Source organism: Microcella alkalica, from assembly GCF_014137945.1.
In the GTDB taxonomy this organism is placed as follows: domain Bacteria; phylum Actinomycetota; class Actinomycetes; order Actinomycetales; family Microbacteriaceae; genus Microcella; species Microcella alkalica.
The window spans coordinates 480,295-497,533 of record NZ_JACGWX010000001.1 but is presented as its reverse complement, the minus strand read 5'-3'; the positions used below and the strand labels follow the sequence as shown (position 1 = coordinate 497,533).

Annotated in this window: 14 protein-coding genes; 7 read left to right on the top strand and 7 right to left on the bottom strand. The window is 72.2% G+C overall.

Going from position 1 to position 17,239, the window contains the following annotated elements; translation table 11 throughout:
- Window positions 1-63 precede the first annotated feature (63 nt).
- The 4 genes from FHX53_RS02355 to FHX53_RS02340 form a co-directional block, all read right to left on the bottom strand.
- Complete coding sequence (locus tag FHX53_RS02355) at window positions 64-2,511, bottom strand: ComEC/Rec2 family competence protein (RefSeq protein WP_182489737.1); 2,448 nt, start codon at window positions 2,509-2,511, stop codon at window positions 64-66.
- Window positions 2,508-3,239, bottom strand: coding sequence for a helix-hairpin-helix domain-containing protein (locus FHX53_RS02350; RefSeq protein WP_182489736.1), 732 nt, complete (start codon window positions 3,237-3,239; stop codon window positions 2,508-2,510). The genes FHX53_RS02355 and FHX53_RS02350 overlap by 4 nt, the downstream gene beginning before the upstream one ends.
- A gap of 61 nt (window positions 3,240-3,300) precedes the next feature.
- Window positions 3,301-5,991, bottom strand: a complete 2,691-nt coding sequence (gene leuS, locus FHX53_RS02345; protein ID WP_425488294.1) for a leucine--tRNA ligase — start codon at window positions 5,989-5,991, stop codon at window positions 3,301-3,303.
- Window positions 5,957-7,393, bottom strand: a complete 1,437-nt coding sequence (locus tag FHX53_RS02340) for an anthranilate synthase component I family protein (RefSeq protein WP_182489734.1) — start codon at window positions 7,391-7,393, stop codon at window positions 5,957-5,959. Before FHX53_RS02340 ends, leuS begins: the two co-directional genes overlap by 35 nt.
- 11 nt (window positions 7,394-7,404) lie before the next feature.
- Here FHX53_RS02340 and FHX53_RS02335 point away from each other — a divergent pair, with 11 nt between their 5' ends.
- The 4 genes from FHX53_RS02335 (at window position 7,405) to FHX53_RS02320 (ending at window position 11,508) form a co-directional block, all read left to right on the top strand.
- Window positions 7,405-8,313 (top strand): aminotransferase class IV, encoded by a 909-nt coding sequence (locus FHX53_RS02335; RefSeq protein WP_182489733.1) that lies wholly within the window; start codon window positions 7,405-7,407, stop codon window positions 8,311-8,313.
- 136 nt (window positions 8,314-8,449) lie between these two features.
- Window positions 8,450-10,042, top strand: a complete 1,593-nt coding sequence (locus FHX53_RS13425; protein WP_343050754.1) for a DUF2510 domain-containing protein — start codon at window positions 8,450-8,452, stop codon at window positions 10,040-10,042.
- Window positions 9,945-11,048 (top strand): DUF2510 domain-containing protein, encoded by a 1,104-nt coding sequence (locus FHX53_RS02325; RefSeq protein WP_343050753.1) that lies wholly within the window; start codon window positions 9,945-9,947, stop codon window positions 11,046-11,048. The genes FHX53_RS13425 and FHX53_RS02325 overlap by 98 nt, the downstream gene beginning before the upstream one ends.
- A gap of 130 nt (window positions 11,049-11,178) precedes the next feature.
- Entirely contained in the window at window positions 11,179-11,508 is a 330-nt protein-coding gene (locus FHX53_RS02320) for a tryptophan synthase subunit alpha (protein ID WP_182489731.1), read from the top strand.
- A 24-nt stretch (window positions 11,509-11,532) separates the two neighbouring features.
- Here FHX53_RS02320 and FHX53_RS02315 read toward each other — a convergent pair whose 3' ends face one another.
- The gene (locus FHX53_RS02315) at window positions 11,533-14,163 is read right to left on the bottom strand and encodes a DEAD/DEAH box helicase (protein WP_182489730.1); all 2,631 of its coding nucleotides are present in this window, start codon (window positions 14,161-14,163) and stop codon (window positions 11,533-11,535) included.
- 36 nt (window positions 14,164-14,199) lie between these two features.
- Window positions 14,200-15,042: a CPBP family intramembrane glutamic endopeptidase gene (locus tag FHX53_RS02310; RefSeq protein WP_182489729.1), complete on the bottom strand. Its 843-nt coding sequence runs from the start codon at window positions 15,040-15,042 to the stop codon at window positions 14,200-14,202.
- A 122-nt stretch (window positions 15,043-15,164) separates the two neighbouring features.
- Here FHX53_RS02310 and FHX53_RS02305 point away from each other — a divergent pair, with 122 nt between their 5' ends.
- The 3 genes from FHX53_RS02305 to FHX53_RS02295 all read left to right on the top strand — a co-directional run bounded on the left by FHX53_RS02305 (window position 15,165) and on the right by FHX53_RS02295 (window position 16,598).
- Window positions 15,165-15,545 (top strand): hypothetical protein, encoded by a 381-nt coding sequence (locus tag FHX53_RS02305; RefSeq protein ID WP_182489728.1) that lies wholly within the window; start codon window positions 15,165-15,167, stop codon window positions 15,543-15,545.
- Window positions 15,542-15,910, top strand: a complete 369-nt coding sequence (locus tag FHX53_RS02300) for a hypothetical protein (RefSeq protein WP_182489727.1) — start codon at window positions 15,542-15,544, stop codon at window positions 15,908-15,910. The genes FHX53_RS02305 and FHX53_RS02300 overlap by 4 nt, the downstream gene beginning before the upstream one ends.
- 259 nt (window positions 15,911-16,169) lie before the next feature.
- On the top strand, window positions 16,170-16,598 hold the full coding sequence (locus FHX53_RS02295) for a hypothetical protein (RefSeq protein WP_182489726.1): 429 nt from the start codon (window positions 16,170-16,172) through the stop codon (window positions 16,596-16,598).
- On the opposite strand, the gene FHX53_RS02290 is transcribed toward FHX53_RS02295, so the two are convergent.
- The gene (locus FHX53_RS02290) at window positions 16,595-17,089 is read right to left on the bottom strand and encodes a GNAT family N-acetyltransferase (RefSeq protein ID WP_182489725.1); all 495 of its coding nucleotides are present in this window, start codon (window positions 17,087-17,089) and stop codon (window positions 16,595-16,597) included. The two genes, FHX53_RS02295 and FHX53_RS02290, sit on opposite strands and share 4 nt — an antisense overlap.
- Window positions 17,090-17,239 lie beyond the last annotated feature (150 nt).

The following is a 17,239-nucleotide window of genomic DNA, read 5'->3' as shown; positions in this document are numbered from 1 at the left end:
CGCGGGTGCGCCCCCCGCGGCCATCCGGCCGGGCGGTCGGCCCCGTCAGCAGCGCTCCTCAGCCTAGTCGTCAGCACCGACCTCCTCGGGGCCGGCGAGGGCTCCCCGCTCCGTCCACACCCGCCACCCGTCGCCCCGTCCGTTCGCCGGGGCGACGAGCACGAGACCGTGCAGGTCGCTGCGCAGCGCGGCTCCCCCGCTGTCGGCGAGCATCGCGAGCGCCTCGGCCGCGGGGTGCCCGTAGGTGTTCTCCTCCCCCACTCCGATGAGTCCGAGCGCGGCGTGCGCTGTCGAGTAGACGGCGGGATCCTGATCGGCCGAGCCGTGGTGCCCGACCTTGACGACGTCGACCGGCGCGAGTCGCACCGCCTCGCGCAGCGACTCCTGGGCGCCGCGCCCGAGGTCGCCGAGTGCGAGAAGGCTCGGGCATCGGCACCCTTCCGCGCCGCGCCACTCGAGCACGAGGCTCGCATCGTTGCCGGGTGGGACTCCTCGGTGGTCGGGGGGCCACAGCGCGCGCCACCGATACTCGCCGTGGCGACCCGCCTCTCCCGCCGACACGTGATCGACGGTCGCGCCGCCCGCGGCGAGCGACTCGAGCACGTCGCGGTCGCGAGCAGCATCGGCGGGGCCGGCGATCACGGCGTCCACCCGACCCACGATGGCATCGACCCCGCCGACATGGTCGGCGTCGAAGTGCGTGAGCACGAGCAGGTCGATGCGATCGATGCCGAGATCGTCGAGGCACTCTGCCAGCAGCTCGGGCTCAATTCCGGTGTCGGTCAGGGCGATGCGCCCCTCCGATCGCACGATCACCGCGTCGCCCTGGCCCACGTCGCACTGCGCGATGATCCAGTCCGCGGGGCGTCCGAGCCGGCCGAGCGCGTCGGCGCCGGCGGTCGCTCCGATGACGGCGAGCAGCGCGCTCGCGGTCGCGAGCGCCGCCCGCGCGCGGAGTCGCCTGCCGCCGTCGAGGGCCGGGATGCCCGCGGCCACGAGCGCGCCCACCGTGAGCCCCGCGAGGAGGAGGGCTCCGATCGCGCCCTCGGGCCACGGCGCCGTCGAGCCTGGGAGCCCGCTCGTCACGACGGCGATCCCGGCGATCCAGCTCGCCGGCACCCATGCAACGGCCGCGAGGGCCGTCGCGAGCCACGGCAGCACTGGTGCGGCGAGGCACGCCGCCATGCCGACGATCGTCGCGACGGGGGCGGCCGGCGCGGCCAAGATGTTGGCGACGACGCCGATGAGCGGCAGCTCGGGGGCGAGGAGGATGAGCACCGGCTGGCATGCGAGCTGCGCGGCGAGCGGAACGGCGACCCACAGGGCGATCGCCCGCGGCATGACGATCGCGAGCCGCCCGGCGAGCGGCCCGGCCAGGACGAGCAGCGCGCCGGTCGCGAGCACCGACAGCGCGAAGCCGTAGTCGCGCGCGATCCACGGATCGAGCGCGAGGATTCCCAGCACGGCGGCGCCGAGCACGGGAAGGCCGCGGCCGGACCGACCGCTCGCAAGGGCGAGGAGCACGACGGCGGCCATGACGGATGCCCGCACCACGCTCGCCTGCGGGGTGACGAGCACGACGAATCCGCCGAGGGCGGCGAGGGCGATTCCGATCCGCACTCCGCGGGGCCAGCGCGCGAGCGCGCCCAGTCCGAGGACGAGCCCGACGACGATCGCGCAGTTGGCTCCCGAGACCGCCGTGAGGTGGCTGAGCGACGAGCGCTTCATCGCCTCGTCGAGCTCTGCATCGACGGCGGAGGTGTCGCCGATCGCCAGGCCCGGGAGGAGCGCGGCCCCCGGGCCGGGAAAGGCGACCGCGACGTCGAGGAAGCGCTCGCGCAGAGCATCCGCCCCCTCGATCATCGGCGGCGGACGCCCGACGGCGTCCAGATCGCCGAGCGGGCGTGCGAGTGCGACGCGGTCGTCGCCCGGCTCGAGCGGCGCGAGGCGCACGAGCCCGTGCCACCGCGAGCCGAGCGGTGAGCGCGCGTCGGTCTCGAACGCGAGCAGCACGACGGGCGCGCGCAGCTCGACCAGCTCGGCACCGTCGCTCCTCGCGGCCTCCGGCGCCTCGCCGGGGGCGATCCTCGGCCGAAGGGCGACGATCGTCGCGTCGACGGCGCCGCCGCCGGTTCCGAGCGCGTCCGACCCGCCCTCCGTCGTCCCGATGGTCTCATCGAGTGCGAGCAGCACCTCGACCGGCGCTCCCGAGTCGAGAGCGGCTCGCAGGGCCGGCGGCTCGCGGACGGGCTGCTGCAGCGCGATCGCGAGCGCGACCACCCCGATCGCGACGAGGGGCAGGATGCTCGCCTCGAGCACCCGCCCGCCCGAGCCCGGCCGGCCATCGCCTCGTTCCCCGGCCGCGCGCCGCACCACCACCAGCCCGCCGACCGCGGCGGCGAGGGCCGTGCCCGCGGCGAGCCCGGAGGCCCAGGGAAGGCCGACGAGCATGATCGCGGCGAGCCACGCGCAGGCGGCGGGCAGTGCGAGCCGCAGGTCGGCGCCGGTCACACGGTCACACGGTCGCGGAACTCGGAGAGGGTCTTCTCGCCGATGCCCGAGACCGCGAGCAGCTCGTCGACCGCGCGGAACGGCCCGTTCTGCTCGCGCCATTCGATGATGCGGCCGGCGATCGCCGGCCCGATGCCCGGGAGCGCGTCGAGCGCGGCCGCGTCTGCGGTGTTGAGGTCGACGAGCGCACCGGGCGCTCCCCCTGAGCCTCCTGCTCCCGTCGCCCCACCGGGCGGCGCAGGCCCTCCCGGCGGCACCTCGCCGATGGCCGGCACGTAGACCTGCTCGCCGTCCACGAGCTCGCGAGCGAGATTGACTCCGCCGAGGTCGGCGGCGTCGGTCGCGCCGCCGGCCGCGGCGATCGCGTCGACGACGCGGTCGCCGAGTCGCACCTCGACGATGCCCGGCTCACGCACGGAGCCCAGCACGTGGACGATGACGGACGCCTCTGACGGAGCGAGCGGGGCATCCGCGCCGTCATCGCCGCTCCGGGCGTCACCGGGCGCGGCGTCGCCGGGCACAGACCCTGTCCCGTCCCCGCCGTCCGACGCATCCGCGCCGCCGACGACGCTCATCGACCCGCCGGGCACGAGTAGAGCTCCGACCACCGAGGCTCCGACGCCGACGAGCGCGAGCACGACGATCGCGCCCACCGCCGCCCGCACGCGCGGACTGCGCCTCGGCGGGCCGGAGGAGGGATGCTCTGGCGCCTCGCGGTGTCCGCTCACGCGGGAAGGCTAAGGACCCTCCGATGCCGGTGGCGGCGATCGACCGGCTTCCGGGGAGTCGTCAGCCGCGCGTGGCGATGTTGACGACGCGCGGGGCGCGGACGATGACCTTGACGATCTCGCGATCGCCGATCGAGCGGACCACGGCCTCGGACGCGCGCGCGAGCGCCTCGAGCTCGGCGCCGCCGATGTGCGGCGACACCTCCAGGCGATCCCGCACCTTCCCGTCGACCTGCACGACCGCCGTCACCGAGTCGGCGACGAGCAGCAGCGGGTCGGGCCTGCGCCAGCCGGCGAAGGCCACGAGGTCGTCGCGCGACGCCGAGCCCAAGGTGGAGCCGAGGCTCGAGCCCGAGCGCGCGCGCCCGCCGGTGCCGTCGGCCGCCGGAGCGACGCCGTGCCCGAGCCGGGCCCACATGTCCTCCGCCGTGTACGGCGCGAAGAGAGACAGCGCGATCGCGACCGCTTCGACGGCCTCGCGAACGGCGGGGTCGCCGGCTCCGGGCCCCGAGTCGACGGCCTTGCGGATCGCGTTGACGAGCTCCATCGTGCGCGCGACGGCGACGTTGAACTTGAACGCCTCGACGAGCGGCGGCACCTCGGCGAGGAAGCGGTGCGTGACGCGGCGCAGCGCGACGTTGCCGAGTGCGAAGTCGACTCCGACGGGCGCAGTGACCTCGCCGGCAAGACGCCAGGCCCGGGCGAGGAACTTCTGCGACCCTGTGACCGACACATCGCGCCAGTCGATGTCGTCCTCCGGCGGGCCGGCGAACGCCATCGTGAGGCGCACGGCGTCGACGCCGAAGCTGTCGAGCTCCTCGGTGAAGTAGACGAGGTTCCCCTTCGACTTCGACATCTTGGCGCCGTCGAGGATGACCATGCCCTGGTTCAGCAGTGCGCTGAAGGGCTCGGTGAAGCTCACGTATCCCATGTCGAAGAGCACCTTGGTGATGAAACGCGCGTAGAGCAGATGCAGGATCGCGTGCTCGATGCCGCCGACGTACTGGTCGACGGGCGCCCACTTCTCGGCCTCGCGCGGGTCGAAGGCCTGCGTGTCGTCAGTCGGCGAGAGGAAGCGGAGGAAGTACCACGACGAGTCCACGAAGGTGTCCATCGTGTCGGTGTCGCGGCGGGCGGGCCGACCGTCGGGCGTCGTCGTCGACACCCAGCCGTCGAGGCCGCCGAGCGGGGAGGTGCCCTTCGGCTTGAGATCCATGCCCTCCTCGTACGGCAGGAGCAACGGCAGCTCATCGAGCCCCATCGGCACCTCGGTGCCGTCCTCCGTGTACATGATGGGGATGGGCGTCCCCCAGTACCGTTGGCGGCTGATGAGCCAGTCGCGCAGTCGATAGGTCTTCGCGGCGCGGCCGGTGCCGCGCTCCTCGAGCAGCTCGATCGCGCGCCGGATGGCGTTGGACTTCGACAGCCCATCCAGCGGCCCCGAGTTGATCATGCGGCCGTCGCCCGTCAGGGCCTCGCCCGTCACCGAGGGGTCGAGCTCGGGGATGTCGCCGGATTCCAGCATCTCCGGTGTGATGACGGGGATGGCGCCCGTGACGGGCGCGAGGGTGTCGACGACCACGCGAACGGGCAGGGCGAAGCGCCGCGCGAAGTCGAGGTCGCGCTGATCGTGCGCGGGAACGCCCATCACGGCTCCGTGGCCGTAGTCGGCGAGCACGTAGTCGGCCGTCCAGACGGGGATTCGCTCGCCGCTCACGGGGTTGATCGCCCAGCGGTCGAGCGGGATCCCGGTCTTCTCGCGAGTCGCGTCCTGCCGGTCGATCTCCGACTTCTTCTGCACCTGCTCCAGGTAGTCCTGGAACCGCATCCGAACCTCGGGGCTCGAACCCGCGGCGAGCTCGGCGGCGAGGTCGCTGTCGGGGGCGACGACCATGAAGGTCGCACCGAAGAGCGTGTCGGGGCGCGTGGTGAACACCGTGACGGGGCTGTGGTGGCCCTCGATCACGAAGTCGACGTCGGCGCCCGTCGAGCGGCCGATCCAGTTTCGCTGCATCGTGAGGACCTTCGCGGGCCACGAGCCCTCGAGCTGATTGAGGTCGTCGAGCAGGCGGTCGGCGTAGTCGGTGATCTTGAAGTACCACTGGGTGAGCTTCTTCTTCACCACGACGGCGCCCGAGCGCTCGGAGGTGCCGTCGGGCAGCACCTGCTCGTTGGCGAGCACGGTCTGGTCGACCGGATCCCAGTTGACCCAGCTGTCCTTGCGGTACGCGAGGCCCTTCTCGTACATCTTCAGGAACAGCCACTGGTTCCAGCGGTAGAAGTTCGGGTCGCTCGTGTGCAGCACGCGGGTCCAGTCGAAGCTCGCCGCGTATCGCTTCATCGATGCCCGCTGCTGCGCGATGTTCTCGTAGGTCCAGATGCGGGGGTCCGCGCCGCGCTTGATGGCGGCGTTCTCGGCGGGAAGACCGAAGCTGTCCCACCCGATGGGGTGCAGCACCTGGAAGCCCTGCTGGCGCCAGTACCGAGCGACGACGTCGCCGAGCGCGTAAACCTCCGCGTGGCCCATGTGCAGGTCGCCCGAGGGATACGGGAACATGTCGAGCACGTACTTGCGCGGCCGCGCGTCGCTCGGGTCGTTCACCGAGAAGGGCTCGAGGTCGTCCCAGATGGGCGTCCAGTGCGCCTCGATGCGCCGGAAGTCGTAGCCGTTGTCGGCGCGGTCGTCGTTCGGGCGATTCTCGGTCACTCGTCCGAGCTTACTGGGGCTCGGCGGGGAGGTCCGGTCGGGCATCCGCCTCATCGCGCACGCCGAGCGCGGTCAGCAACGACCGCGCCTTGAGTCGCATCTCGGCGACCTCCGCCTCGGGGTCGCTCAGCGCGGTGACGCCACCGCCAGCGCCGATCGTCGCGACGCCGTCGGCGACGAGGATGCTGCGGATCACCATCGCGAGGTCGGCCGAGCCGTCGACGGCGAGGTACCCGAACGCGCCCGAGTACACCCCGCGCGGCGCCCCCTCCCACACGGCGAGCAGCTCGATCGCGCGGCGCTTCGGCGCGCCGGTCATCGATCCGGCGGGGAAGCACGCGGCGACGGCGTCGATCGCGTCGAGCGCGCCCCGGAGCCGCCCCTCGACCGTCGAGACGAGCTGGTGCACCTGGGCGTACGACTCGACCTCCAGGAGCCCCGTGACGACGACCGTGCCGAGCTCGCTCACGCGCGAGAGGTCATTGCGCATGAGGTCGACGATCATGAGGTTCTCGGCGCGTTCCTTGTCGCTCGCCTCGAGCTCGGCGACGAGCGCGGCGTCGGCGTCGAGGTCGGCTCCTCGCGGACGGGTTCCCTTGATGGGGCGGGTGCGCACTCGCAGGCCACCGCCCGGCTCGGGCTCGACGCGAAGGAAGGTCTCGGGGCTCGCGCTCACGAGGGTCGCCCCACCGATGCGCAGCAGCGCGCCGTGATGAGCGGGGCTCGATCGGCGGACACGGCGGTAGAGCGCGATCGCGTCGCCCGGTGCGTCGACCGTCGCGGCCGAGGTCAAACACAGCTGGTAGGCCTCCCCCTCGCGGATCGCCTCCTGGCACCGCCGCACGAGGGCGGCGTAGCGCGCGTCGTCGTCGCGCCAGCGGGCGGTGCGGGGCGCCGGGTCGGCGGGCGGCGGGGGGGATGCCCGGCGCGCGCCCTCGACGAGCGCGAGCATGCGCTGCCGCCACCCGTCGAGCTCGCCGCTCCAGCCGCTGCCCGCGGCGTCGAGGGCGACGAGCTCGAGCGAACCCGACTCGTGGTCGAGCACGAGTCCGCGATCGACGGCCAGCCACGACGCGCGGTGCGCGGGCGGCGTCGCCGGGGCGGGCATCCCCATCGTCTCGTCCCGCAGCTCGTACCCGAACCAGCCGACGAGACCGAGCGGCGGCGCGGGATCGGCCGAGTCGGCGACGGGGCGGAGCGCCGGCATCGCCGAGAGCGCGGCGCGCAGCTGCGGCAGCACCGGCGCGGCGGCGTCGAGCGGGACGCGCGCTCCGTCCACGGAGAGGAAGGAGCGACCGGTGCGGGCTCCGACGCCCGAGTCGAGCCAGACGAGGTCGGCGTCGGGGTGCGTGGCGACGAGCGCCACGACGATGCGCTCGGCGAGCTCGGGCGCCGTCGCGGCGTCGGTCGCGGGCGCGAGCCGGTGCCGCAGGAGCCCGAGACGCATACCCTGATCCTATGAGCGCGAGCGACGAGCCCCCGAGCGGGATGGCCCCGCTCGGGGGCTCGGGCGACGCTCACCGTGAGGGGTTGCGGCACTGGCGCAGCTCCGACGCCGATGAGCCCTGGACGAGCGTCGACTGGTGCGACGCGCACGCGGGCGCGCTGCTCGCCGCTGACTCCTGGCGCGTCGTCGACGGACGGGTGCGCGGGCTCGATCAGCACCGTGCGCGGTTCCTCTCCGCGGTCGCACCGTTCCGCGACGACGGCGGGGCGTTCTTCGACGAGGTCGTCGCGGCTCTTCCACGCGCGGGCGACTGGTTCCCCCGGGTCGAGCTGCGCGCTCGCGGCATCCCCGTCCCCGCGGTCGGCGATGGGCCGTCCGCCGCCGGTGCCGGCACCGGAACCGGCACCGTCCTCAGCCTGCGATTGCGGCCCACCCCGACGACGACGGAGGAGGTCGTCGTCGCGACCGCGCCGTACGATCCGCGCGCGCATCCGCTCACGAAGGGGCCCGACCTCGAGGCGCTGCAGCGGCTGAGAACGGCTGTGCAGCCGCTCGGCGCCGGCGAGGCGATCATCCTGTCGCCCGATGGGCTCGTCGTCGAGGGCGCGTACTCGGGTCTCGTCTGGGTGCGGAGCGACGACGCCATGGTGCATCCGGACGACGGTCGCGCGCGGATCCCGAGCGTCACCGTGAGCGTCCTGCTCAAGGCGGCGGCCGCGCACGGGGTCGCGATCGAGGCGTCGGATGCCCGACCGGACGACCTCGACGGCTGCGAGCTGTGGGTGCTCAGCGCTCTGCACGGGCTCCGCGTGGCGACTGCCTGGGTCGACGGACCGCGGCTCGTGCACGAGCCGGGCCGCGCCGAGGGAGCGCGCCGTTGGCTCACCGAAGCGCTCGTAGAGCTGCCCGCAGTGCCGTAAACAGTGCTGACACCGGGTGTCCCCCAACAGGGGTACACCCACTCTGGGGGCTGACTGGCACTCCCTTTCCAGCACGACGCACCCATACACTGAACCCAGCCGGTCGAGGGGCCCGGCCTGATGAGGGGGCAGAACGGTGTCGGAGGACGAATACGGGCGGGTGCCCGCGGGGTGGTACCCCGACCCGCTCGGTCTGCCGCAGCTGCGGTGGTGGGACAACCACGCCTGGACCGAGCACGTCTCCGATGCACGTCAGCCCATGGTGGCCAAGCCCGCACCGACGACCTTCGCCGACGACGAGCTGCCCACGCGCCGCGCGCGCCGCAGCGCCGAATCGGCCACCGACGCCGGTGACACTGCCACCGACCGACCGCTGGCCCACGTCCTCAAGGCGCTGCCGGCGCCCACGACCGAGTCGATGCCCGCGCTCATCGAGCCCGAGGCGGCGGCGCCCTCGTTCACCGCCGAGCCCGTCGCTGCGCCCGACCCCGCTCCGTTCACTCCGCAGCCCGCCGCGACGACGCCTCCGCCCTTCGCGACGGAGCAGACCGAGGCGGCGCAGGCGGCGGCGCAGCAGGCGGCTCCGGAGCAGGTGGTGCCTCGCACCGCCGCCCCCGAGGCCCCGCGGGCCGCCGCGAACCCCGGCTTCGACATCCCGACGAGCGAGTCGGCGATGCGCGACGCGCAGTGGATCCCGATGCAGGAGGCTCGAGAGCAGCAGCCCGCGAACGCGCCAGGGCCGGTCCCGACCGCGAGCGCCGCCAACCACTCCACGCCCGGATCCGTCCCCGGCGCTCCCATGCACGGTGGATGGCAGCCGTACGGCGCCGACCCGCGCTCCGCTGAGTCCGCCGGCCACTACTCGGCCGCGCAAAACTCCGCGCCGCACCCGCAGGAGCAGTGGGGTGCGAGCTCGTACTACGCGCAGCACGCGCTCTTCCAGGATTCCGCACCGCAGCATCCCTCGGCCGCCCGCTACGGCTCGGCGCCCGGCGCCGGCAGCGCCGCCGGCTGGGGCTCGGCCCCTGGTGCGCCGCAGTACGTGCCCTACGTGCCCGAGTCGCCCGTCGCCGCGATGCGGCGCGGGGCGATGATGCCCGGCGCCGCCGGCCCCGTGCCGCACGTGCACACGGGGGCCGCGTGGGCGATCGCGCTGCTGCCGATGGTGCAGCTGCTTCTCAGCCTCCTCGTCGTCGCCGCGTTCACGAGCGGACTCGATCTGCCCATCATCACGGCCATCTGGCTCGCGCCGATCCCCGTCGTCGTCGCGCTCGCCTACTTCGACCAGCGCGCCCTCAAGCGGCGCGGCATCGACCGGCCCGCCGGCTGGTGGTGGTCGATCCTCGGCGCTCCGGTGTACCTCGTGATGCGCGCCGTGAGCCTCGCCCGGTACTCCGGCGCGGGCTTCGCACCTGCCGCCGTCTTCCTCCTGCTCGTCGGCCTTCAGGTCGGCGCGGTCATCGCCGTGCCCGGTCTGCTCATCTCGGCCGTGCCCCAGTTGTTCGCCGCTGAGGCAGCCAACTCGATCGAGCTCAGCGCCCGCAGCATCGGCACAGCCGCCGAGGTCACCTGCTCGGGCACTCCGCCGCTCTTCATCGGTCAGCAGTACCGCTGCCCCGCGGTCAACTCCGATGGGACGACCTTCGTGGTCACCGTCAGCCTCCAGCGCGCCAACGGCTGGATCACCTGGCAGATCGACGACTGGGGCGTGTACAGCCTCACCGATTGATGAGACCGGGCCGCGTTCCGCTGCAGACGCATCCGAGGCCCACCGCAACCGCAGCCCACAACCGAACAACTGCAGCACACGTCGCGTGGGACCCGAAACATCGCGACAGCGCCTCGCACACCCGTGCTTGGACGGGTTCCACACCGGTCGGGGGACCGGGAGACACCTGGGGGAAGTCATGAGCATCACAGCACCGTCCCGAGTACCCGCGGGCTGGTATCCGGATCCGTTGAGCCGCACCGGCGCAGAGCGTCGCTGGTGGGACGGCGAGAAGTGGACCGAGTACACCGCGCCCGTCGCCGTTCTCAGCGAGACCGCTGAGGCCTTCGAGACCGTCGTGCAGTCGCCGACCGGCCCGGTCACGATCCACGGCTCCGCCGCGACGCCCACCGCTCGCGAGTCGGCGCGCATCGCCGAGTCGATGCCGCTGCACACGATCGTGACGGCCTCGAGCCCCACCTGGGACGATCTGCCCCGCGTCTCGGCCGCCACCGTGTTCTCGCCCGACATCGTGCTCTCCGACGTCGTGCCCGCCGCGTTCCAGGACGCCTATGTCGCGCCGGTCGCCCGCCCGCGCATGGCCGACACCTTCGCCTCGCGCGTCAACACGAGCGCCGTGTGGCTGTTCGTCCTGCTGCCGGTCATGCACGCCGCATCGCTCTACTACGCCGTGACGGGTCTGCCGCAGGATGCGCCGCTCGCGAGCATGCTCATGCTCCTCGCTCTGCCCTTCGTGCTGTACGCGGCACTCGCCGCGCGCGACGCGCGGGCGCTCGGCGACGACGGGCACCTCTCGACTGCGCCGTGGGGACTCGCTCTCATCGCTCCCCCCGTGTATCTCGCCGTCCGCGGCGTGCAGGTGTCGCGCGCGACGGGCTCCGCACCGTGGCCGCTCTTCAGCTGGGTGCTCGTGCAGGCCGCCGTGGTCGGCACGTGGTGGCTCGTCACGCCCGAGACCCTCGCCGCCCTCCCAGCCCTCATCTCGCTGCCGAGTCTGCTCGGCTGAAGCCCCGGGCGCGCCGACCCCCGACGCGCCCGACCACTCCCCCAACGAACGCGCAAGCGCGCGTCCCCCCGACGCGCCCGGCGCATCCCCCGCTTCGAACTCACCCCTCGAGCCGTCTTAGGCTCGAGGGGTGAGTCGTTCCTCCTGGCCCTCCCGGCACGAGCGCCGTCGCGGCGCGAGCCTCGAGGTCCTGCGCGCGGAGGCCCACGACGAGCTGCAGACCGTCGTCATGGAGCGACTGCGCGACGGCGAGGACCCGTGGGACTTCATGGAGGAGCTCCCGACGGTCGACGAGCTCGTGGTGTGGATGCTCCGCGCCGAGCTCATCCGCGAGGACGACGAGCGCCGCCCGAGCGCCGCCCGCGACTACCGCATGCTGCGCCAGATCGCACTCGACCATCCGCCGCTCACGAGCACCGTCTGGACGATGCTCGGGCGCCTCGAGGCAGAGGCCGGCTAGAGCCGGCCCGGGCGCTGGCGCCCACTAGAGCCGGTTCAGCCCCTCCACGCGCACGACCGCGACTCCCTGCTCCGCGCTCTCGCCGAGGTGCACGATCGCGTCGATGCCCCAGTCGTGATCGCCGGCCGGGTCGTCGATGACCTGACGCACGCGCCACGTGCCCGGAGCATCCGCCGGACTCTCGTCGATCTGAAGCAGTGACGGGCTCCGCGCCGCCCCGCCCGCGCCGATCGACTCGTGATCGGCGTAGTAGGCGTCGAGCGCGTCCGGCCAGCCTGCCTGCGGATCGAGGTTCTCGAGCTCCTCATCCCGCTCGAGCGCGGCGAGCTGCACGCGGCGGAAGAGCTCGTTGCGCACGAGCACCATGAACGCGCGGCGATTGGTGAGCACCGAGGGCGGCGGGGGCGGGATGACCGGCTCGCCGTCGTCGGGCTGCGGGTTCGACAGCGCCTCCCACTCGTCGAGCAGGCTCGAGTCGACCTGCCGGACGAGCTCGCCGAGCCAGGCGATGATGTCGCGCAGCTCCTCCGTCTTCGCCTCATCGGGCACCGTCTGGCGGATGGCCCTATCGGCGTCGGAGAGGTAGCGCAGCAGCAGGCCCTCGCTGCGGGCGATGCCGTAGAACGACACGTACTCGCTGAACGTCATGGCACGCTCGAACATGTCGCGCACGACGCTCTTGGGCTTGAGCTCGACATCGCGGATCCACGGCTGGCTCGCCGCGAAAGTCTCGAACGCCTCGCGCAGCAGCTCGCCGAGGGGCTGCGGGTGCTCGACCTGATCGAGGAGCTCCATACGCTCGTCATACTCGATGCCCTCGACCTTCATGCCCGCGATCGCCTCGCCGCGGGCCCTGAACTGCTGCTGGCTGAGCACCGGCCGCGGGTTCTCGAGCGTCGACTCGATGACGCTCACGACGTCGAGGGCGTAGTGGCCCGTGCCGACGCCGCCCGTGTGCGAGCCCGTGCCGTCGCGGCCCGCGGACTGCGTCTCGTCGGGGTCGAGCAGCTCGATGACGGCGAGCGCGAACGGGCTGAGCGGCTGGTTGAGCGCGAAGTTGGGCTGCAGATCGACGGTGAGCCGGATGCGCGGCGTCAACAATTCAGGACTACCGCTCCGCGGCGCACCCTCACGAGCGCCGGCGGGGGTCTGCGCGCCCGTTTGTCCTGAGTTGTTGACAGGCGCGCGGTCGACGACCACGACGGCCGCGCGCACCAGGGTCTTCGCGATGCCGAGCGCGCGCTTCACGAGCTGCCGCTGGCGATGCGGCGGCTCGTGGTTGTCGGTCAGCAGCGCCCGGGCGTTCCCGAAGACGTCTCCGCCGCGCGCGATGAGGTTGATGAGCATCGCGGCGCTCACCTGCATTCGGCTCTCGAGCGGTTCGGGCGCGCCGCCGACGAGGCGCTCGAAGCTCGTCTCGCTCCACGTGACGAAGCCGGCGGGGGCCGACTTCCGCACGATCTTCTTCCTCTTCTTGGGGTCGTCGCCCGCCTTCGTCGTGGCGAGGTGATTCTCGACCTCGTGGTCGGGCGCCTGCACGACGACGAGCCCGGCCGTGTCGTAGCCCGCCCTACCCGCGCGCCCGGCGATCTGGTGGAACTCCCGCGCGCTCAGCTGCCGCATCTTGACGCCGTCGTACTTGCTGAGCGCGGTGATGAGCACGGTGCGGATGGGCACGTTGATGCCGACCCCGAGCGTGTCGGTGCCGCAGATCACGCGCAGCAGCCCGCGCTGGGCGAGCACCTCGACGAGCCGCCGGTACTTCGGCAGCATGCCGGCGTGGTGCACGCCGATCCCTGAGCGCACGAGGCGGCTGAGCGTCGAGCCGAAGCCCGTCGAGAACCGGAAGTCGCCGATCGCGGCGGCGATCTCCTCCCGCTGCTCCCGACTGACGATGCGGATGCTCGACAGAGCCTGAGCGCGCTCCATCGCGGCGGCCTGGCTGAAGTGGACCACGTACACCGGCGCCTGCTTCTCGTCGAGCAGCCGCTCGACGGTCTCGTGCACGGGGGTGCGCACGTACTCGAAGGTCAGCGGGATGGGTCGCTCGGTGTGCGTCACCTCGCTCACGGGACGCTCGGTGCGCCGCTGCAGGTCCGCGGCGATCGCGCTCATGTCGCCGAGCGTGGCGCTCATGAGCAGGAACTGCGCGCCCGTGAGCGTGAGCAGCGGCACCTGCCACGCCCACCCGCGCTCGGGCTCGGCGTAGAAGTGGAACTCGTCCATGATGACGACGCCCGCCTCGAGCTCAGCGCCCTGGCGCAGGGTGAGGTTCGCGACGATCTCGGCGGTGCAGCAGATGATCAGCGCATCGCCGTTGACCGCCGAGTCGCCCGTGACCATGCCGACGTTCTCGGCGCCGAAGATCTCCACGAGCTGGAAGAACTTCTCGCTCACGAGCGCCTTGATCGGCGCCGTGTAGTACGATCTGTGCCCCTGCGCTAGCGCGATCGCGTGGGCAGCGACCGCGACGAGGCTCTTGCCCGACCCGGTGGGGGTGGCGAGGATGACGTGGGCTCCGGCGACGAGCTCGAAGATCGCCTCCTCCTGCGCCTCGTAGAGCGGTCGCCCGCCCTCGGCCGACCATGCGGCGATCGCGTCGAACGCGGCGCCCGCCTCGAAGGGTCGGGGCATCGCATCCATCAGGGAGGTCATCGCCCCCAGTCTGTCAGGCGGTCGCGAGCCGCCCGGTCAGTACAGGAAGATCGGCAGCGCCGCGGGGTCGTGGGCGTGGACGATCACGAGGAACACGACGAGGTCGAACAGCAGATGCACGATGAGCACGAAGGTGAGGCTCTTGGTGCGGTGGAACAGCATGCCCTGCACGAGCGCGAAGGGGATCGTCAGAAGCGGGCCCCAGGCCTGGTAGCCGAGCTCCCAGAGGAAGCTGACGAAGATGATCGCCTGGAGGATGTTCGCGAGCCACGGCCGGAAGTGGCGGAGCAGCAGGGCGTAGCAGGTGCAGATGAAGAACAGCTCGTCCCACGTGCCGACGGCGTTCACGCCGACGAAGAGGCGGCCGATCTCGCTCGGCGTCTCGACGTCCGGCCAGTTGAGGTACACGCCGCTCGTGATGAAGTAGAAGGGCAGGATTAGCCAGCCGAGCGCGGGCGTCGCGAAGAGGTACACCTTCTCGCCGCGCGTCCACTTCCGCCCGCTGCGCCACGGGAATCGAATCGCCTTCCGCTTGTAGACGAACCGGTCGATGAGGAACGGAACGAGCACCGCGGCGGTGAAGACGGTTCCGAGCACGAGGATGTTCAGCCAGCTGATATCGGCCTCGACGCTCACGAGGCTCACGATCGTGATTCCGATGCCTATGAGCAGCAGGTCCTTGAAGAGCGGCCGGTCGACGAAGAACGCCGCGACGAGCGAGACGACGAGCACGACGTAGCCGAGCGGGCGGAACGGTGCGTCGAAGAATCCGTAGAGCACGACGGCGGAGATCGCGACGCCGAGCGCGGGAGGGAGCTTCGCGCTCACCACCCCGCTGGGCGGATCGAGATCGGCGGGGGCGGCGACGGGAGCGGGCATGCCTCCATCCTCTCTCACGCGCTCGGCCGTAGAGCGCTTCCTCGGCCGATGTCTACCCCCTTACCCGTGAGGCTCCTGAGGGGTTGAGTGGGGACGTTCCACCGAGATGTAAGGAGACCGCTATGAGCGAGCACGACATCAACCAGGACGACACGACGATGGGCCAGAACCCGGGTGCGGAGGGCGACTTCGGCGCAGGGCAGGGCCACGAGGGCCAGTCCGCCGACTTCGCGACCGGGCATCCGACCGGCACCGATCAGCCCCGTGCCGACGAGGTGATCGAGGACGACATGGACGCCGCGGGCGAGGACGAGCCCATCCCGGGCATCGACGACTCGTCGCAGGCCGGCCTGCTCTCGACGCCCAATGACTACGACGAGGGCCAGACACTCACCGGTCAGGCCGACGACGGCATCGAGAACAACTTCGACGAAGGCCAGGCCGGCGGCGGGGTCCCCGGAAACAGCCCCGACCACGATGGACACGAGGGAGTGCGCTCATGACGCACCACGGGAACGAGGCCGAGCACGAGAACGCGCAGCACCCGAGCCCGGACGAGCCCGTCGGCGGCACGCTCGGCTCGACCGGCACCGAGGGCTACGGGATGCCCGAGCAGGTCGTCGGCGACGAGCTGCACACCGACGAGCGTTCGCAGACGGCCGAGGAGAGCGTCCCTGCCGACCAGGTGTTGAGCGACGGCGGCGTCTCCGCCGACCCGCTCGACGGCTCGAATGCGACGGGCGGTTACGGCGACGAATCCACCGGTCTCTCCGATCAGGCGGGTAGCGCCGACGGCACGGTCACGGCCGATGACCGCGACCCGGGCGAGGACGCGAACGATCTCGACGGCGGCAACGCCGACCGTTGAGGAGACGATCGCCGGCCGTGAGGCGGGCGGTGGGGGCGGTGCATCCCCATCCGACAGGCGCACATCTGTGACGGATGCGCGGTCGGCGATCAACGACCCGGCTCGGCGGAGGCTGATGGCCCGCCGGGTCGACGAGCCGCGACGACATCAGGGCTGACAGCGTTGCGGCTGTGGGCGCCCCTTCCTCCGATCGGCGAGGGGCGCCCACGTCTCGTTCCCCGCCCATCCCATTCCTACGAGCCAGAAGAAGGTGCCTGACATGGATGCTCAGAACGACGACCACGACGGCGACGACCCCGTCGCCCACGACATCGAGAGCCGCAACCCCGACAGCGGCGACATCGTCGCCGGTGAGCAGGTGCTCGACGAGGGACACATCGCGCCCGATCAGGACGCCGAGCGCGCGGAGGACGAGCAGCAGTTCACCGAGACCAACGACCCCGAGGTGACACGCTTCGACGTCGGCGCTGGCGGCGTCGTGCAGTCACGCGAGGACACCGACCTCGCCGTGGACCGCGAGGCGGCCTCCGTGCCGACGAACACGCCGGACGGCGGTCTCGGTTCGGGCGATGGCGGCCCCATCGAGGGCGCGCCGGAGGGCGAGCCCGAATCCACCGAGGAGCGCCGCGACGGCGCCGACGAGCGCACCGACCCTGCCGCGCCCCCCGCGCAGGAGCCGCCGGGCTAGTCCCCCCGATCCCCCGTCGCGGAACGGCCCCGCATCGATTCCGGTGCGGAGCCGCTCGGCTGCACCCACCGCCACATCCCGCGCATCTCCTCCGAGCCGAAGCCGTGCGCGTTGTACAGGCTCTCTGCATCGGGGCTCGCGAAGAGGCCGACCCAGGCCCGCGCGGGTGCGACCCCGGCGATGTGAGCGAGAAGGTGGTCGATGATCCGGCTCGCGAGCCCGTCGCCCTGGTGGTCGGGGTGAACGATCACGTCGTGGATGGTGAAATACTTCACGCCGTCTCCCAGCAGTCGCGCCGCGCCGACGACCGCGCCGTCGCGGACGGCGACGACGCCGTGCAGCGTTCCGTCGAGGGCGGCACCGATGCTCGACCAGTCGTAGTGGTCGATCCAGTCGACCGCGCGCGCGAGCTCCTCCAGCTCGGCGACGGTCGGGCGCCGCCCGATGAGGGCGACATCCGGGTGGTGCTCGAGCTGCAGTTCCTCCGACATGGCCGACTCCGTTTCCGAGGTGCGTCGAGGGCTGATCGCCTCGCTCGACGGGTTCGAGCTTAGGGCCGCTCTGCCCCCCGCTTACGGGGGTTTGACCAGCGAAATCGCCGATCTAAACTCAACAGAAGCTGTGCTTCGCGCGCAGGTGAT